Source organism: Solibacillus sp. FSL H8-0523, assembly GCF_038051985.1.
Classification (GTDB): domain Bacteria; phylum Bacillota; class Bacilli; order Bacillales_A; family Planococcaceae; genus Solibacillus.
Genome location: NZ_CP150291.1, coordinates 828,286 through 846,337, shown reverse-complemented (window position 1 = coordinate 846,337; position 18,052 = coordinate 828,286). Strand labels below are relative to the sequence as shown.

Sequence of the window (18,052 nt, the reverse complement as noted above, 5' to 3'; positions counted from 1 at the left end):
TTTTCTTCCTCCCTTTATCCTAAACGTTGTTTTGCGTCAGCTGCACGTCGTAACGCTTGACCGACATAATTTATACCAAGCATCATCACTAAAATTAAGATCGATGCGGGTAACCATATCCACCATTTACTCGATAAAATTATCGGGTTCATGGCATAAGCTACTAAAGTTCCTAAACTTGGTGTTGACGGTGGTAAACCGAAACCTAAGAATGAAAGACCTGTTTCAATCCCTACGTTACCAGCGAAGCTAAGTGTCACTTCAACGATTAATAGAGAACTTAAGTTTGGTAATAATCCTTTAAACATAATCGCGAAATCACTTGTCCCCATTGTTTTCGAGGCGCTTATGTAATCGCGACGTGCTTCCGATAGCGCTTTTGAACGCACGAGTCGGGCCGTCCCCATCCACTGGAATGCTGCGATAATTAAAATTAAATCCAAAATTCCGTAAGAAGGAATGATTGTTACAACAACGATGATAATCATTGTCGTTGGTAATGTGATGAAGAAATCGATAATACGCATAAAGAAGTTATCGATAAATCCACCGTAGTACCCCATAATAATCCCTAGGGCAATCCCCACAAAGTTTGCCAAAATCGTAACGGCAATCGCAATTAAAATCGAGTTTTTCGCCCCAATGATTAACTGACCGAACATATCTCGTCCAGCTTCATCGGCCCCAAGGATATAACCTCGAACACCAGGCTCCGTATAACGTTCTAATAATTGAATTTTCATTACTTCTGCTTGGTCAATGACAATGGATAAAACCATTACTGTTACCATTAATAAAATGATAAAAATCAATGAGCCTAGTGCTAATTTATCTTTTTTAAACTCTCGTAAAACCACTTGAATACCAGTTGGTGGAGAGCTTTGAGATTCTAATTTTTCTACAGCTTGTTCTTTTTTAGTTTCCATGATTAAAATCACCTCTCCTTAGTCATTATTAATTGAATTAGTCTATGCGAATACGCGGATCCACAATACTTAAAATAATATCGGATAATAGACTACCTAATAATGCTAAGAAGCCATATAGCATAACCAGTGCTGTAATCACACTATAGTCACGACCTTGAATTGATTCGATAAATAATTTACCCATACCATTATATGCGAATACGTTTTCGATGAAGATTGATCCACCAAGTAAACCTGTAATTGTAAAACCTAAAAACGCTGCGATTGGTAATAACGAGTTACGGAAGATATGACGTGAATACACTTTCTTCATCGGAATCCCTTTACTACGCGCTGTTTTTACATAATCCATTGTTTTTGAATCAATGATTTCCGTACGTAAGTATTGAATAATACCCGTCGTACCAAGAATCGCGAACGTCGCTGCTGGTAAAATTAAGTGATAGAACTTATCCCAATAATATGCCCAGGTTCCTTGATCGAGTGAGATGTCTACCGTACCACTCGTTGGGAACCACATGAGGCGATAACCAAAGATGTACAGGAAGATTAATGATAATACGAACGTTGGAATCGCGTAGGAGATAAAACTGTAAAAAACAATGGTTTTATCTAAGAACGATTCTTGGTAACGTCCTGCTAGCACCCCTAGTGGAATGGCTAAAGCATATAAGAAAATAACACTTAGTAATGATAGTAAGAATGTATTCATGGCACGGTCCCCAAGAATATCTGCGACCGGCTTTTTAAATGTATATGATTGACCGAAGTCACCTTGCGCTGCGTTGGCAATCCAGTTATAGTACTGTACGTACCATGGATCATAAAATCCTGCTTTAATACGTAATTCTTCAATTACGTTCGGGTCAGTTTCCGGTGTAATTAAACCTGTAAATGGATCCCCAGGCATTTGTTTCGCTAAAATGAAAATTAGGAGACTTAAAATAAATAGCTGCGGAATCATAATTAACACACGGCGGACGATTGTTTTCCACATACTACACACGCTCCTTTTCGTCTTCAGACATGGCTACTTGATGCGTATCTGAAAGGGCTTTTAAAGGATACACTTTTCCATCCTTGTCATAATACTTATGCTGTTCTTCACGATATGTTGCTTCCACTTTTTGACGTACTACTTTACGTTCAATACGTGTTTCTGGCGCAATATCAGGAATCGCAGATAACAGACGGTTCGTATAAATATGCTGTGGGTTCGTGTAAATATCTTCACGCTTCCCTGTTTCTACAAAACGCCCTTTATACATGATCGAGATATGGTCACACATGTGACGCACAACCCCTAAATCGTGTGAGATGAATAAGTAACTAATTCCATATTGTTCTTGAATATCCTTCATAAAGTTTAAAACTTGTGCTTGAACGGATAAATCAAGTGCTGAAACGGGCTCATCGGCAATAATCATTTTTGGGTTACAGGCTACCGCACGTGCAATCCCTAAACGCTGCTTTTGACCACCAGAGAATTCGTGTGGATATTTTAATAAGACGTCCTCAGACATCCCAACGATTGCAAGTAATTCATTAATGCGTTTACGCTCTTCTTGTGGAGACAATTTCATAAAGTTACGAATTGGCTCTGCTAAAATATCTAAAACGCGTTTACGTGGATTCATACTTGAATGTGAATCTTGGAAAATCATTTGGATGTCACGGTTATAAGCTGAATCACGATTACGACGCGTATTCGTTACTTCTTTGCCTTCATAAATAATGCTACCTGATGTAATTTTTTCTAAGCCGATAATGGCTTTACCAGTCGTTGATTTACCTGAACCAGATTCGCCTACTAAACCGTAAGTTTTCCCTTTGTCAAATTCCATTGTCACACCGTCAACAGCATAAACATGGTCAACTACCGTATTAAAGAAACCACCGCGGATTGGATAGTGAACTTTTAAATCTTTAATTTGCATGAAACTCATGGATTTACGCTCCCTTCCTCATCCTCGAAATGGAATTCTTTCCAGCATGTACAGCGAACAAGATGGCCTGGTGAAACTTCATGAAGCTGTGGACTTGCTTCGTGTGCTGATGCTGGGATCCATGGAATACGTGGAGAAAAGCGACAACCTTCACGTGGTAGCTTCATCAGTGAAGGTACCATCCCTTGAATCACTTCTAATTCCTCGTTCTCACTGTTTGTTTGTGGAATCGATTTAAGTAATGATCTTGTATAAGGGTGCTTTGGATTTCTAAATAATTCGACTACCGGTGCTTCCTCGATTACTTGACCCGCATACATCACGGCAACACGGTCAGCAACTTCAGCAACGACCCCTAAGTCATGGGTAATTAAAATGATGCCTGACTCAATCTCATCTTGAAGCGATTTTAATAAATCTAAAATTTGTGCTTGAATTGTCACATCAAGTGCGGTTGTTGGCTCATCAGCAATGATAATGGCCGGCTTTCCAGATAAGGCAATTGCGATCATCACACGCTGACGCATACCACCTGATAATTGGTGTGGGAATTGACGTGCAACACGTTCTACATTCGGAATCCCTACTTGGTCTATTAATTCAAGCACACGTTTCTGACGTTCTTGCTTTGTTAATTTTGTATGGTAAATTAATCCCTCTTCAATTTGATCACCAATACGCATTAATGGGTTTAATGCAGATAACGGATCTTGGAAAATGAAGCCGATGTCATTTCCTCTTAGTTTGTTAAATTGTTCGTCTGTTAAATTAACTAAGTTTTGATTGTTGTAAATGATTTCTCCTTCAACCTTTGTTGTAATTGAATTATGTAATCCAACAATCGAAGTTGCTAATGTACTTTTTCCGCAACCAGATTCTCCTACGATAGCTAAAATCTCATTTTTGCGAAGCGTTAATGAAACATTGTCTACAGCTCGATAATACGTATCTTTAATTCGGAAACTCGTGCTTAAATTTTTAATTTCTAATAATTCATTCGTCGTAGACACAAGTAATCGCTCCTTTCTATATTTAAAAAACTTTCTCAGCTATTCTCTATCTATCAAATAAACTCGTCTAAAACTAGTTTTATGAATAATATGTAAATATTTTGTATCTAATTATAAATTATCCATAAAAAATTTTTAATGTCAATTATTAAACTTTCTAACTATTCTAATTTAACATTTATCTTTTATCAATAGCAAACTATTCTTTAAAATTTTAATTTTCCGATAATTTGAGTTAAAAATTAGGCTTATATCATTAATTTTACGATTAAAATTTAATGACATAAGGTTAGTGTTTCCCTTTTAAGTTTAAAATTTTGACAAGATATTAAACTTCAGTTTTAAAAAAACTGAACAATTCGATAAAGGAATTATATAACTATAATAAAAACGTGTAAAGTATATTTTTTATACATTCACACGTTTTTGAATATTTCTAATATTTATTTATTTTAATTTACCTTCTTTTAACTCTTTATGCCAGTTTTTTAAGAAAGGAATCTGATTTTCTTGAATTGCGCCAGATTCATTTGCTGCTTCAATTAGGTAGTCAAAATTTGTTAAAGAAATGTATTTCACGCCAGCTGCTTCAAACGCATCTTCTGCTTTTGGTAGATTATACGTATACACACACACAACCCCTAACACTTCACAGCCCGCTGCACGTAATGCTTCGACTGCGGTAATCGAAGAACCACCTGTAGATACGATGTCTTCTACGACAACGACTTTTTGACCTGCAGCATATTTTCCTTCAATCTGGTTGCCACGGCCGTGTTCTTTTGCTTTTGAACGTACGTATACCATTGGAAGTTCTAAAATATCAGAAACCCAAGCAGCATGCGGAATACCAGCTGTTGCTGTGCCTGCCACGACATCACAAGTTGCAAAGTTTTCTTGAATTAGTAATGCTAAACCTTTTGCTAATTGCTTACGGATGATTGGATCTGAAATTGTTAAACGTGTATCACAGTAGATTGGCGATTGAATGCCTGAAGCCCATGTGAAAAGGTCTGTTGGATTTAATTCTACCGCACCTACTTGTAACATTGCGTGTGCGATTTCTTTTTGTAATGACATATTATTTTGCCTCCCATAATTGACAAACTTGCTTGTACGCTTCTACTGGATTTTCCGCGCCTGTAATGGCACGTCCTACTACAATAAGTGATGAGCCGTCTTGTTTTGCACCATCTGGAGTAGCGATGCGCTTTTGGTCATGCGCTTCCCCACCAAGCATACGGATACCTGGTGTCACGCGTAAAAAGTCCTCACCACAAGCCTCGCGAATGGCATTTGCCTCATGTACTGAGCACACAACACCATTAAGCCCTGCTTGTTTCGTTAACTGTGCATAATGTAAAACCGATTCGTTCAGTGCTAATTCGATTTTTTGCTCCTGCTGCATTTGTTGTTCTGTTGTTGATGTTAATTGCGTTACTGCGATTAACGCCGCACGTGTTTGGCCCGCTGCTGTACCTGCTTCTAAGCCTTCTAGTGCACCTTCCATCATCGTGCGTCCTCCCGCTGCATGCACATTGACTAAATTGACACCTAAACGTGCTAAGCCTTTCATTGCAGACTTCACTGTATTTGGAATGTCATGTAATTTTAAATCAAGAAAAATATCATGGCCTTGTTCTTTTACTTTCGAAACGATGGACGGACCTTCCTGCATATATAATTCCATGCCAATTTTAACGAATAATTTCTCGTCAAACTGCGCTAAAAATTTTAGGACATCCTGTTCACCAGGAAAGTCTAAAGCAATGATCGGTTTTGTATTCAACATTAGCGATGGCTCCTTCCGATAATTTCTGAAATATGCGTAACCCCTAATGTATCTAATAGCGCTGGTAATTCTTCAATAATCGTCGGACAAACAAAGTGATCGACAAAGTTTGCTGTCCCTACTGCTACTGCTGATGCACCCGCAGACATGAAATCAATCACGTCTTGTGCACAGGTTACCCCGCCCATACCGATAATCGGAATGTTAACTGCTTTATATACTTCATACACCATGCGAATCGCAACCGGTTTAATAGCTGGGCCTGATAGACCACCCGTCCCATTAGCGATAACGGGTTTGCCTGTACGCTCGTCAAGACGCATCCCCACAAGGGTATTAATCATTGTAATTCCGTCCGCACCACCTGCTTCAACCGCTTTAGCGATATCGACAATATTCGTGACATTTGGTGATAATTTCACATAAACCGGCACATTTGATGCGGCCTTTACTGCTGCAGTTAGTTGTTGCGCTGTTGCTGGGTCTGTCCCAAATTGAATCCCACCGCATTTTACGTTCGGGCATGAAATATTTAATTCAAGCGCTTTTACGTTCGGTGCCTTTGAAATACGCTCTGCTACTTCTACGTAGTCTGCTACTTCTGTTCCAGCAACGTTTGCGATAATCGGCACATCATAGCCTTCTAAAAACTTCAGCTCTTCACCCATTACTTTATCGATCCCTGGGTTTTGTAAGCCGATTGCATTTAGCATACCTGCTGACGTTTCCGCAACACGTGGCGTTGGATTGCCTTTACGTGTTTCCACAGTTGTCGCTTTAATCATAATCGCGCCAAGCTTAGATAAATCATACAACTGTGCATACTCTCGACCAAAGCCGAAGCAGCCTGATGCTGGCATAATTGGATTTTTTAATTCTAATCCTGGTAGTTGTAAGTTTAAACGGCTCATAGTGCCACAACTCCTTTCGGGAATACTGGCCCGTCTGAGCACACTTTTACATAGTCTTTTTCAATTTTATCTGTCGTGTCGCATACACAGGCAAAGCACGCACCGATCCCACAGCCCATGCGTTCTTCAAACGACATGTACCCTTCTTTTTCTGGATAATAATTCTCTAAGGCACGTAGCATTGGTAGTGGACCACAAGAATAGAACACGTCAAATTCTGGCTGTACTTCATCAAATACCGTTGTGACAAAACCTTTCGTTCCTTTAGTGCCGTCGACAGTTGCATAGTAAGTGTCACCTAGTGCTGTAAATTGTTCCTCATAGAAACATACGTCCTCTGATTGGAAGCCTAGTACGTGGATTGTTTTTACTCCGCGTGCGTTTAATTGCTTTGATAACTCATGTAATGGTGGTACACCGATCCCCCCACCAACTAAAAGTGCTGTTTGGCCTGGATTTACCGCATCAACTGGGAAGCCGTTCCCTAGTGGACCTAACACATCGACAAGCTCGCCTTCACGATTTTTCGCTAAAAACTTCGTGCCGCGCCCTTCCGCACGATAAATCATCGTAAATTCACTTTTTTCTTTATCTACATTGGCAATACTAATTGGACGACGTAATAATGGCTCGAATGTATCAGACACTTTTACATGAACAAACTGGCCAGGAGTCATGTCCTGTACCAGTTGTCCTTGTAGTGTCAATTCGAAAATGTTTGTCGCAATTTGTGCTTGCGCAACTACAGTCATTTTCTCTTGACGCATCATATTAGTGTACAACCTCCGCTTTTGGCATTTCTTCAGCTGTAAATGTCATCGATTCAATTACACGTAACATTGCTTCTGCTGTGTCTAATGAAGTTAAGCAAGGTACGCCATTTTCTACTGACTCACGGCGAATTCGGAAGCCGTCACGCGCTGGCTGTTTACCTTTTGTTAATGTATTCACTACAAGTTGTGCTTCGCCGTTTTGAATCATATCAAGTAACGTTTTACCTTTACCGCCGATTTTTTCAACGATATCTGTTTTCACACCGTTTGCTGCGAATAAGTTTGCTGTACCTTCTGTAGCGACGATACGGTAGCCAACTGTAGAGAAGCGTTTCGCTAAAGCAACTGCTTCTTCTTTATCTTTATCTGATACTGTGAACAGGATTGTGCCATGTGTTTTAACTTCCATACCGGCAGCAACGAAGCCTTTATATAATGCTTTTTCGAACGTTGCATCTTTCCCCATTACTTCACCTGTTGATTTCATTTCAGGTCCTAATGTAATGTCTACGCGGCGTAATTTCGCGAATGAGAATACTGGTACTTTTACAAAGACGCCTGATTGCTCTGGTGCTAAGCCTGTCGGGTAACCTTGTTCGACGATTGATTGACCAAGGATCGCTTTGGTTGCGATGTTTGCCATCGGGATGTTCGTAATTTTACTTAAGAACGGTACCGTACGACTTGAACGTGGGTTTACTTCGATTACGTAAATTTCCCCTTCGCTCAGTACATATTGAATGTTCATTAAGCCGATAATGCCAAGACCTTTTGCAAGACGTGTTGTGTAGTCTACTAATGTGTCTTTTTGTGCATCTGTTAATTTTTGTGGTGGGTATACCGAAATTGAGTCACCTGAGTGAACACCTGCGCGTTCAATATGCTCCATGATTCCTGGGATTAGCACGTTTTCTCCGTCACAAATCGCATCGACTTCGATTTCTTGACCTGTTAAATAACGGTCTACTAATACAGGGTGATCTGGAGATGCTTCTACGGCATTTTCCATGTAATGTGCCAGTTCGTCTAAGTTATAAACGATTTCCATTGCGCGTCCACCAAGTACATAAGAAGGACGAACTAGTACAGGGAAGCCTAATTTTTCACCGATTACTAATGCTTCTTCTTTTGAAATCGCTGTTTGCCCTTGTGGTTGCGGGATTTTTAGCTCTTGTAGTGCTGCTTCAAACTTGTTACGGTTTTCTGCACGGTCGATATCTTCTAGAGATGTACCTAAAATTTTCACGCCGTATGCTTCTAATTTATCTGCTAAGTTGATTGCTGTTTGCCCACCGAACTGAACAACAACACCTTTTGGTTGCTCTAGGTCAATGATGTGCATCACGTCTTCGATTGTTAATGGCTCGAAGTATAATTTATCTGAAATCGAGAAGTCTGTTGATACTGTTTCTGGGTTTGAGTTGATGATAATCGCCTCATAGCCAGCTTCTTGAATTGCCCATACTGAGTGTACTGTTGCATAGTCGAACTCAACGCCTTGTCCGATACGGATTGGGCCTGAACCAAGAACGATTACCGACTCTTTTTCAGAGCGAATTGACTCGTTTTCATCTTCATATGTCCCGTAGAAGTATGGTGTATTTGATTCGAATTCCGCTGCACATGTATCGACCATTTTATAAACCGGTACGATGCCTGCTTCTTTACGGAATGCGTAGATTTCTCGTTCTGTTGTTTCCCAAAGCTGTGCTACTTTTTTATCTGCAAACCCTAGACGTTTCGCTGTACGTAATACCGCTTTGTCGTTTTTGTTTTCAGCAAGCGTTGTTTCCATTTTCACGATTTTTTCTAATTTGTGCAAGAACCATAAGTCGATTGCTGACCACTCATGAATCGTTTCAATTGTCACACCGCGGCGTAGTGCTTCGCCGATGAAGAATAAACGCTCATCGCCTGCTTTTTTAATACGCTTTTCAATCCACTGATCTGTTAGCTCTTCAGGGTGCTTCATTTCGATATGCACATGGCCTGTTTCTAATGAACGAACTGCTTTTAATAACGCTTCTTCAAAGGTACGACCAAGTGCCATTACTTCACCTGTTGCCTTCATTTGTGTACCTAGATTACGCTTTGCAGATTCGAATTTATCGAACGGCCAGCGTGGAATTTTCGCTACGATGTAGTCAAGTGCTGGCTCGAAGCATGCATATGTTGAACCTGTTACTGGGTTTTTAATTTCATCCAGTGTTAGGCCTACCGCGATTTTCGCCGCAAGTTTCGCAATTGGGTAACCTGTTGCTTTTGATGCAAGTGCTGATGAACGAGATACACGTGGGTTTACCTCGATTACATAGTACTGGAAGCTATTAGGATCAAGTGCTAACTGTACGTTACAGCCACCCTCGATTTTTAATGCACGGATAATATCTAGTGAGATATTACGTAGCATTTGGTTTTCACGATCTGATAATGTTTGTGTTGGTGCTACTACGATTGAATCCCCTGTATGAATCCCAACTGGGTCGAAGTTTTCCATATTACAAACAACGATGGCGTTATCTGCTGCGTCACGCATTACTTCATATTCAATTTCCTTCATACCGGCAATTGATTTTTCAAGTAAGCATTGTGTTACAGGAGAATATTTCAGCCCTGAAGTAACGATTTCCTCTAGCTCTTGGTCATTGTGACAAATACCGCCACCTGTACCACCAAGTGTGAAGGCTGGACGTACGATTACTGGATAACCGATACGCGCTACTAATGCATGCGCCTCTTCCATGTTGTGAATAATATCTGATTCTGGTACTGGTGCGTTTAGCTCGTACATTAAGTTACGGAATAAATCGCGGTCTTCTGCTTTATGAATTGCGTCTAATTTCGTTCCTAAAATTTCAATGCCTAACTCGTCAAGAATACCTGATTCATCTAATTCAATGGCCATATTCAGACCTGTTTGACCACCTAATGTTGGTAGGATCGCATCTGGACGTTCTTTACGTAAAATACGTGATACGAATTCTAATGTAATTGGCTCGATGTAAACTTTATCTGCCATTTCTGTATCCGTCATAATTGTTGCTGGGTTTGAGTTGATTAAAATAACACGGTAGCCCTCTTCTTTTAATGAAAGACATGCTTGTGTTCCTGCATAGTCAAACTCTGCTGCTTGACCGATTACGATTGGACCTGATCCGATTACTAAAATTGTTTCTATATCTGTACGTTTAGGCATGTTGGTTCTCCTTCGCTGCTTCATTTTCCATCATTTCGATAAATTCATCGAATAAGTGATTTGAATCTTCTGGACCTGGTGATGCTTCTGGGTGATATTGTACTGTGAAGATTGGGTAATTTTTATGGCGTACCCCTTCACATGTCCCGTCGTTTAGTGCTACGTGCGTTAATTCTAAATCTGTATCTTTTAATGACTCGATATCAATCGCATAGCCATGGTTTTGAGACGTTATATCAGTGCGACCTGTGCGTAAATCTTTTACTGGATGGTTCCCACCGCGGTGACCGAATGGTAATTTAAACGATTTTGCGCCACATGCTAATGAGAAGATTTGGTGACCTAAGCAAATACCGAACATTGGCACTTTTCCGATTAGGTTTTTCACCGTTTTGATTCCTTCTTGCACATCTTCTGGGTTACCTGGTCCGTTTGATAGCATAATGCCATCTGGATGCCACGCTAAAATGCGTTCTGCTGGAGTGTTGTAAGGGACAACGAGTACATCACAATCACGTTTATTTAATTCACGTAAAATGCCGTGCTTCATCCCGAAGTCGATTAACACAACACGTTTACCGCGCCCTGGTGATGGATACGCAGCTTTTGGTGACACTTCTTTTACATGGTGTGTAATTAATGGTGTGCTTTGTAATGTTGCCACCACTTCTTCTACATTCACTTCCGCATCAGCCTCTGTTAAAATCGCGCGAACCGCACCTTTTGCACGAATGATACGTGTTAATTTACGTGTATCAATACCTTCAATTCCTGGGATATTTTGTGAAGCTAAGTACGCATCCACCGTTGTATCACAGCGCCAGTTTGATGGTTGCTCTGATAATTCACGGACAACAAAGCCGCGGATTGCTGGTGTGATCGACTCAAAGTCATCACGGTTAATGCCGTAGTTCCCGATTAATGGGTATGTTAATGTAACGATTTGTCCGTAGAAAGAAGGATCAGATAATGTTTCTTGGTAACCTGTCATTCCTGTTGTGAATACTACCTCACCTTGTGAAGCCCCGTCACTACCAAATGCCGTGCCTGTAAATACCGTGCCGTCTTCTAAAATTAATAAGCGTGTTTTCATTATTCTGCCTCCTGATATACGATATTGCCTTCAAAAATTGTAACTACTGGCCAACCTTTTGCTGTCCAACCGTTGAATGGCGTGTTGCGACCTTTTGAAACAAAGCCTTCTGCATCTACTGTTTGCTCTTTTTCAAGATCGATTAATACAATATCCGCCGAAGCACCTTTTGCTAATGTGCCGTATGGTAAGTCGAAAATATCTGCTGCTTTTACGCTCATCCAATCAACTAATTGCTTTAAAGTCCATTTCTTTGTTTCCACAAAGTTTGTGTACAGTAATGGGAACGCTGTTTCAAAGCCTACAATACCGAATGGTGCGCCAACCATACCACAGCATTTCTCTTCTACTGTATGTGGTGCATGGTCTGTTGCGATGCAGTCGATTGTGCCATCAAGTAGTGCAGCGTGTAATGAATCTTTGTCTTCAAGCGCACGTAATGGTGGGTTCATTTTCCAGTTTGCATCATCTGATGGAATATCCATTTCTTCTAATAATAAGTGGTGTGGACAAACTTCAGCTGTTACCTTAATACCTGCTGCTTTTGCGTCGCGTACAGCACGTACAGATTCTTTTGTTGATACGTGACATACGTGATAGCGGGCACCTGCTGCTTCAGCAAGTAGTACGTCGCGTGCAATTTGTACTGATTCACAAATTGATGGAATTCCTGGTAAGCCTAACTCTTTGTTACGTGTACCTTCGTGCATAACCCCATCGTAAATTAGTGAGTTGTCTTCACAGTGTGCTACGACTACTGCATCAAGTTTTGCTGCTTGTTGCATTTGCTCGTACATTGTCGAAGCAAGCTGAATTCCTACGCCGTCATCTGAGAAAGCAACCGCGCCATGTTCTTTTAGCTCTGCCATATCTGTACGTACTTCACCAGAAATGTCTTTTGTTAATGAGCCGTATGGTAATACGCGAATAACCGCGCTGTCTTTAATCAATCCGTTAATTAACTGCATGTTTTCTACTGAATCGGGTACTGGCTTTGTATTTGGCATGGCACAAATCGTTGTGAAACCACCTTTTGCCGCTGAAGCGGTACCTGTTGCGATCGTTTCTTTGTGCTCGAAGCCTGGTTCGCGTAAATGTGTATGTACATCGACAAAACCAGGTGAAGCGAAGTGGCCTTTTCCGTCAATAATTTGAGCGTCCGTTGGCATGTCGCCACCGATTGAAGCAATTTTCCCGTCCTCAATTACTATAGAAGAAACTACTAATTCACCTTGTTCATTTAATAGTTTTACGTTTTGAAGTACTGTTGTCATTTATTCTCTTCCTTTCAAAATGGTTTCTACGATTGCCATTCGTGTGAAGACACCGTTACGTACCTGTTCAAAAATGCGGGAGCGTTCACATTCAACAAGCTCATCTGCGATTTCAACATCGCGGTTTACAGGAGCGGGATGCATAATAATTGCCCCGTCCTTCATTTGTTTTTCTCGTAATGGAGTTAAACCAAATTCCTCATGATAGCTTTCTTTTGAAAAGTTTTTACTCACAGAGTGACGCTCATGCTGAATACGTAGTAGCATGATCACGTCGCTATCAGTTAACACGTCATCCCAACTATGTGCTGCTTCAAAATCGCCTGCCCATGCTGGTGGACATAAAAATCGTACATTTGCACCTAAGCGTTTTAGTGCTGTCGCATTCGATTTTGCAACGCGGCTATGTGAAATATCACCGACAATCGTAATATTCAAGCCTTCGAATTTACCAAACTCTTTGCGAATCGTATAAAGATCTAGTAGGCTTTGTGATGGATGCTGTCCTGCTCCGTCTCCTGCGTTAATAACCGCGCAGTTGATGCCTTCTAGTAGTTCGTTGTAATACTCATCTTCCTTATCACGAATAACAACAGCGTCAATACCAATCATCTCGAGCGTTTTCACTGTGTCATACATCGTTTCGCCCTTTGTTTTACTTGAAAACCCAGCGTCAAACGGGATAACCGTACAGCCAACACGACGTTCAGCCATTTCAAAGCTTGTTTTTGTACGTGTACTTGGTTCAAAGAAAAGATTCGCTACGTTATATGAGCGTTTCAGTTGGGACTGCTTTCCGTTTTCGAAGTCTCGTGCTCGATCTAAAATCGCTATGATTTCCTCATTCGATAAATGTTCCATCGATAATAAATTTTTCATGCTCGCGCCCCCGATTTTGAAAATACTTAATCATTTGAATTCCGTGTATTTTGTTTACTTCCATTATATTGCGAATATTTAATTTATGGTTGTTTACTCTTAACAGAATCATGTCAACTTCATGACGATTTTTCTATAAAAAAACCACGCTAACTAATTAGCGAGGTTCAAAAGGGTGTGACAAGCTATGCATGCTAGAAAATCCTAGATGCCTTTTTTGTCCTACCCTTTCTTGCCTCTCTGGACAATGTTTAAAAGGTACTACTTATTTAGTTTTCGTAATTATCTTTGTCTACTTTTTCTCGGCCAGGTAACACCAGGTTTAAAATAACCCCGATAATTGCTGCTAGTGCCATACCTTCGATGGCAAAGCTTTCTGTAAAGCGCATTGCTGCGCCACCGATACCGATAACTAAAATTACTGATGAAATGACCATGTTACGATTGTTTCCGAAATCAACATTGCTCTCTACTAACATGCGTAACCCGCTTGATGCAATGATACCGAATAAGAGAATCGAAATTCCGCCAAGTACGGCTGTTGGAATTGTTTCGATGATTGCCATTAATTGTCCTGAGAATGAGACAATAATCGCAACAACCGCTGCGCCCAAAATAACATAGACTGAGTACACACGTGTAATCGCTAGAACCCCGATGTTTTCACCGTATGTTGTTTTTGGTGGACCACCGATTAATGCTGATGCAAATGTCCCTAAGCCATCACCTAATAATGAACGGTGTAAGCCTGGGTCTTTAATGTAGTTACGATTCACGACTTTCCCTAATACTAATTGGTGACCGATATGCTCTGAAATCGTTACAATGACGATTGGCACCATTCCGACTAGGATGGCTCCTGTAATATTAAAGTCATAATGTACACCTGGTACTAAAAATTCAGGTAGTTGGAAGAACTTCGCATCCTTTACTGCTGTGAAATCAACAATTCCGATAATAACTGAGTAAATATAGCCAATAATGATCCCAAGTAAAATTGGCATGGCACTTAAGATATTTTTGAAATATACGTTAAAGATGATCGCTGCAACGAGTGTCACAAGCGCTGCTGAGAAATGCTTCCCGCTGTATTCTCCGTTAAAGTTCATTGCCATGTTTACCGCTGTACCCGATAAACCTAAACCAATTACGATAATAACTGGCGCTACTACGATTGGCGGTAAGATGTTCATTAACCACTGGTAGCCTGTTTTCCAAATCACTAATGCGACAATCGCATAAACAACTCCGACCATCATCGCACCAATCATCGCGTTTCCAGGATTGATAGCAACACCCGCTTCAGACATACCTGCTACTAAAATAATTGGCGAAATAAATGCAAATGAAGATCCTAAGTAAGCCGGTACTTTAAACTGCGTAATTAATAAGAAAATGATTGTGGCAATCCCACTTGTAAGTAAGGCAATCGCTGGGCTTAACCCGACTAATTTTGGTACTAAAATTGTTGAACCAAACATAGCAAACATATGCTGGAAACTAAATGTAATTAATTGGCCAACACTTGGCTTGTCGTTTATATCTAACACGGCTTTTTGAGACATTCCATTTCCTCTTTTCTCGATTTGTTGTTAATTTTCTTTAACAATCTTTACAACGTCTTGTCCATCTACTTCATCTAAGTTGACAACGATTCGTTCATGACCAGATGTCGGTATATTTTTACCCACATAATCTGCTCGGATTGGCAGCTCACGGTGACCACGGTCAACTAAAACCGCTAATTGAATTTGAGAAGGTCTTCCTAAATCCATGACCGCATCAAGTGCAGCGCGTACCGTTCGTCCTGTATAAAGCACATCATCTACTAATACGATTTTTTGGTCGTTTACTTGATATTCAATGTCTACTTGCTGTACTTGCGCTTGATCATTGACTTGCTTCGTCGATAAGTCATCGCGGTATAATGTGATGTCTAATTCTCCTGTACGAATCGCCTTGCCTTCAATCTTTTCAATTCGTTCGGCTAAGCGTCTCGCTAAGTAAGCACCGCGTGTTTTAATGCCGACTAAAATGACTTCATCAATTCCTTTGTTGCGTTCAATAATTTCGTGTGCAATGCGTGTAACCGCACGATTCAAGGATGGTCCATCTAGTAACACCGAAGTTTGTTGCATGTTTTTTTCTCCTTTCGTCAAATGTTTTTTGTTCACGGAAAATGTTTTTAGGCCAAATAAAAACCCTCTAGAGTATTTCCTAGAGGGTTGAAAAAGTCCATGTTTAAACTGCATTTAGGCTTGGATTTGCGCACAAATCTTCCCTAAAGCTTCACATAATTCCTTTTCAGCCTCTCTGGACTGTCATTAAAGGTGAACACTATTTAAATGATTGCGTGATTACTCGCCTGCTCTCGTCAGGACCTTTCATTCACTGTTGTCAGTATATGCTTGTTTTTTTGTCACGTCAACAGACAATTAAGAGGTCAGACAACAAAACAGAAATGTTGTAATTGTCTGATATTTATTCATTCCGTTACGCTACGGTAGGAACGCGTTGAAGCGAGGTGGTTTTAAGCTCATGTCCGTTGTACTGCGCTACAGGGCAGGCTTTCCGGGCGGCGTGGCTCCAACTAACTTTTGATGCCTCTGACGGCGGCATCAAAAGTGGATTTTCCGCGCACGCTTAATCGCCAAGGAGTCCGCCCCTTCGCTCCGTACAACTCTGTTCGTTGAAGCAGATGTATCGGTAGCTCACCCTTCACTTTATACCGAGAGCATAACTTTATTAGAAAAGAAAACACCGAAACTTTACGTCATCGTAAAATTTCGGTGTTTGTTTTAGTTACGTAACTCTGCTAATAGCTCTTGGAAATCTGCTGGTAGCGGAGAACTGAATTCTAGGTATTCTTTTGTTACAGGGTGTACAAATCCTAGTACGCCTGCATGTAATACTTGTCCGCCGAAATCGATTGTTTTCTTTGGTCCGTATTTTGGATCGCCCGCTAATGGGAAGCCAATGTAGTTCATGTGCACACGGATTTGGTGCGTACGGCCTGTTTCTAAACGGCATTCTACTAATGTAAATTCACCGAAGTGCTCCATTACTTGGAAGTGTGTTACAGCATGCTTGCCTTTGTCCACAACCGCTTGCTTTTGACGGTCTTTTTGATCACGGCCGATTGGCGCATCAACTGTACCTTTTTCATGTGCAATATGACCATGAACAAGCGCTGTATATTTTCGCGTAACTGATTTCTCAACTAATTGGTTCACTAAGCTTTCGTGCGCGATATCATTTTTAGCAACCATTAGTAAGCCTGATGTATCTTTATCAATACGGTGTACGATACCAGGACGTGCTACACCGTTAATACCTGATAAGTCTTTACAATGATGCATTAAACCATTTACTAATGTGCCTGATGCATGACCAGGTGCAGGGTGTACAACCATACCACGAGGTTTGTTTACGACTAATACATCGGCATCTTCATAAACGATTTCTAAATTTAAATCTTCTGGAATGATTTCTAACTCTTCCATCACGTCAGGAACATCAATTTCAATGACGTCGCCTGCTTTTACTTTATATTTCGCTTTTACGTTCACGCCGTTTACTGTAATGCGTTCCTGTTCAAGCCAATTGCCGATTTGTGAGCGTGACCATGTGCTTTCCATTAATGAAAGCGCCTTGTCGATACGTTCACCAGCAAATTCTTCTACTGTTAATGTGACTACTGTCATTTTTTCACCTTTTTCTTTTGAGCTTTTTCATCAATAATTATCGTAATAAAGAGCATGATTACAGCAATAGTTAACGCTGCATCTGCGATATTAAAGATTGGGAAGTGATAGTTAATCCCCGGAATTAGTACATCGACAAAGTCCACAACCTCGCCGCGCGTTAAACGATCAATAAAGTTTCCGACTGCGCCACCTAACAGGAGCATTAAACTCACATGGTACATCGGTTTCCCTTTTGCTTCTGTATGGTTAAAATAAATAATTGCAATAATGACTGCAACTGTGACAATTGTAAAGAGCCACATTTGTCCTTCTAACATGCCCCACGCCGCACCACGATTACGATGCGATAAAATGCCAAACCACGGGTCCCATACACTAATACGTTCCCCAAGTTCCATATTTTTAACGATTAGCCACTTTGTCCATTGATCCAAAATGACTGCAATAACTGCTAATCCGTAATATTTATACACAGCAAATCCTCCGTTTACGATATATCTTTCCTATTTTATCATAATTAGACGATGAAACGATAATTATAG

General features: G+C 40.6%; 16 protein-coding genes. All 16 read right to left on the bottom strand.

All coding sequences use genetic code 11. From position 1 onward, the window contains the following. Positions 1-14: 14 nt before the first annotated feature. The 16 genes from NSQ62_RS03945 to lspA all read right to left on the bottom strand — a co-directional run bounded on the left by NSQ62_RS03945 (position 15) and on the right by lspA (position 17,983). Positions 15-926 carry an ABC transporter permease gene (locus NSQ62_RS03945; RefSeq protein WP_341322631.1) on the bottom strand — a complete coding sequence of 304 codons (912 nt, stop codon included), beginning with the start codon at positions 924-926 and terminating at the stop codon, positions 15-17. A gap of 37 nt (positions 927-963) precedes the next feature. Further along, the gene (opp4B, locus tag NSQ62_RS03940; protein ID WP_341322630.1) at positions 964-1,926 is read right to left on the bottom strand and encodes an oligopeptide ABC transporter permease; all 963 of its coding nucleotides are present in this window, start codon (positions 1,924-1,926) and stop codon (positions 964-966) included. Between the two features lies 1 nt (position 1,927). After that, positions 1,928-2,875 carry an ATP-binding cassette domain-containing protein gene (locus NSQ62_RS03935; protein WP_341322629.1) on the bottom strand — a complete coding sequence of 316 codons (948 nt, stop codon included), beginning with the start codon at positions 2,873-2,875 and terminating at the stop codon, positions 1,928-1,930. Further along, entirely contained in the window at positions 2,872-3,885 is a 1,014-nt protein-coding gene (locus NSQ62_RS03930) for an ABC transporter ATP-binding protein (protein WP_341322628.1), read from the bottom strand. The genes NSQ62_RS03935 and NSQ62_RS03930 overlap by 4 nt, the downstream gene beginning before the upstream one ends. 447 nt (positions 3,886-4,332) lie before the next feature. Next, positions 4,333-4,965, bottom strand: a complete 633-nt coding sequence (gene pyrE, locus NSQ62_RS03925; RefSeq protein WP_341322627.1) for an orotate phosphoribosyltransferase — start codon at positions 4,963-4,965, stop codon at positions 4,333-4,335. Between the two features lies 1 nt (position 4,966). Then, entirely contained in the window at positions 4,967-5,674 is a 708-nt protein-coding gene (gene pyrF / locus NSQ62_RS03920) for an orotidine-5'-phosphate decarboxylase (RefSeq protein WP_341323878.1), read from the bottom strand. Between the two features lie 2 nt (positions 5,675-5,676). Further along, a complete protein-coding gene (locus tag NSQ62_RS03915) occupies positions 5,677-6,588 on the bottom strand; it encodes a dihydroorotate dehydrogenase (protein ID WP_341322626.1) in 912 nt (303 codons plus the stop codon). Further along, positions 6,585-7,358 (bottom strand): dihydroorotate dehydrogenase electron transfer subunit, encoded by a 774-nt coding sequence (locus tag NSQ62_RS03910; protein ID WP_341322625.1) that lies wholly within the window; start codon positions 7,356-7,358, stop codon positions 6,585-6,587. The genes NSQ62_RS03915 and NSQ62_RS03910 overlap by 4 nt, the downstream gene beginning before the upstream one ends. Position 7,359: 1 nt before the next feature. Beyond that, positions 7,360-10,557, bottom strand: a complete 3,198-nt coding sequence (gene carB, locus NSQ62_RS03905; protein ID WP_341322624.1) for a carbamoyl-phosphate synthase large subunit — start codon at positions 10,555-10,557, stop codon at positions 7,360-7,362. Then, entirely contained in the window at positions 10,550-11,650 is a 1,101-nt protein-coding gene (gene carA, locus NSQ62_RS03900; RefSeq protein ID WP_341322623.1) for a glutamine-hydrolyzing carbamoyl-phosphate synthase small subunit, read from the bottom strand. Before carA ends, carB begins: the two co-directional genes overlap by 8 nt. Continuing rightward, entirely contained in the window at positions 11,650-12,924 is a 1,275-nt protein-coding gene (locus tag NSQ62_RS03895) for a dihydroorotase (RefSeq protein WP_341322622.1), read from the bottom strand. Before NSQ62_RS03895 ends, carA begins: the two co-directional genes overlap by 1 nt. Next, the gene (locus NSQ62_RS03890) at positions 12,925-13,803 is read right to left on the bottom strand and encodes an aspartate carbamoyltransferase catalytic subunit (RefSeq protein ID WP_341322621.1); all 879 of its coding nucleotides are present in this window, start codon (positions 13,801-13,803) and stop codon (positions 12,925-12,927) included. Between the two features lie 269 nt (positions 13,804-14,072). Next, a complete protein-coding gene (locus NSQ62_RS03885; protein ID WP_341322620.1) occupies positions 14,073-15,368 on the bottom strand; it encodes a solute carrier family 23 protein in 1,296 nt (431 codons plus the stop codon). 27 nt (positions 15,369-15,395) lie between these two features. After that, on the bottom strand, positions 15,396-15,941 hold the full coding sequence (gene pyrR, locus NSQ62_RS03880) for a bifunctional pyr operon transcriptional regulator/uracil phosphoribosyltransferase PyrR (RefSeq protein WP_341322619.1): 546 nt from the start codon (positions 15,939-15,941) through the stop codon (positions 15,396-15,398). Positions 15,942-16,601: 660 nt separating this feature from the next. Then, positions 16,602-17,507 carry an RluA family pseudouridine synthase gene (locus tag NSQ62_RS03875; protein ID WP_341322618.1) on the bottom strand — a complete coding sequence of 302 codons (906 nt, stop codon included), beginning with the start codon at positions 17,505-17,507 and terminating at the stop codon, positions 16,602-16,604. After that, positions 17,504-17,983 carry a signal peptidase II gene (lspA, locus tag NSQ62_RS03870; protein ID WP_341322617.1) on the bottom strand — a complete coding sequence of 160 codons (480 nt, stop codon included), beginning with the start codon at positions 17,981-17,983 and terminating at the stop codon, positions 17,504-17,506. Before lspA ends, NSQ62_RS03875 begins: the two co-directional genes overlap by 4 nt. Between the last annotated feature and the right edge of the window lie 69 nt (positions 17,984-18,052).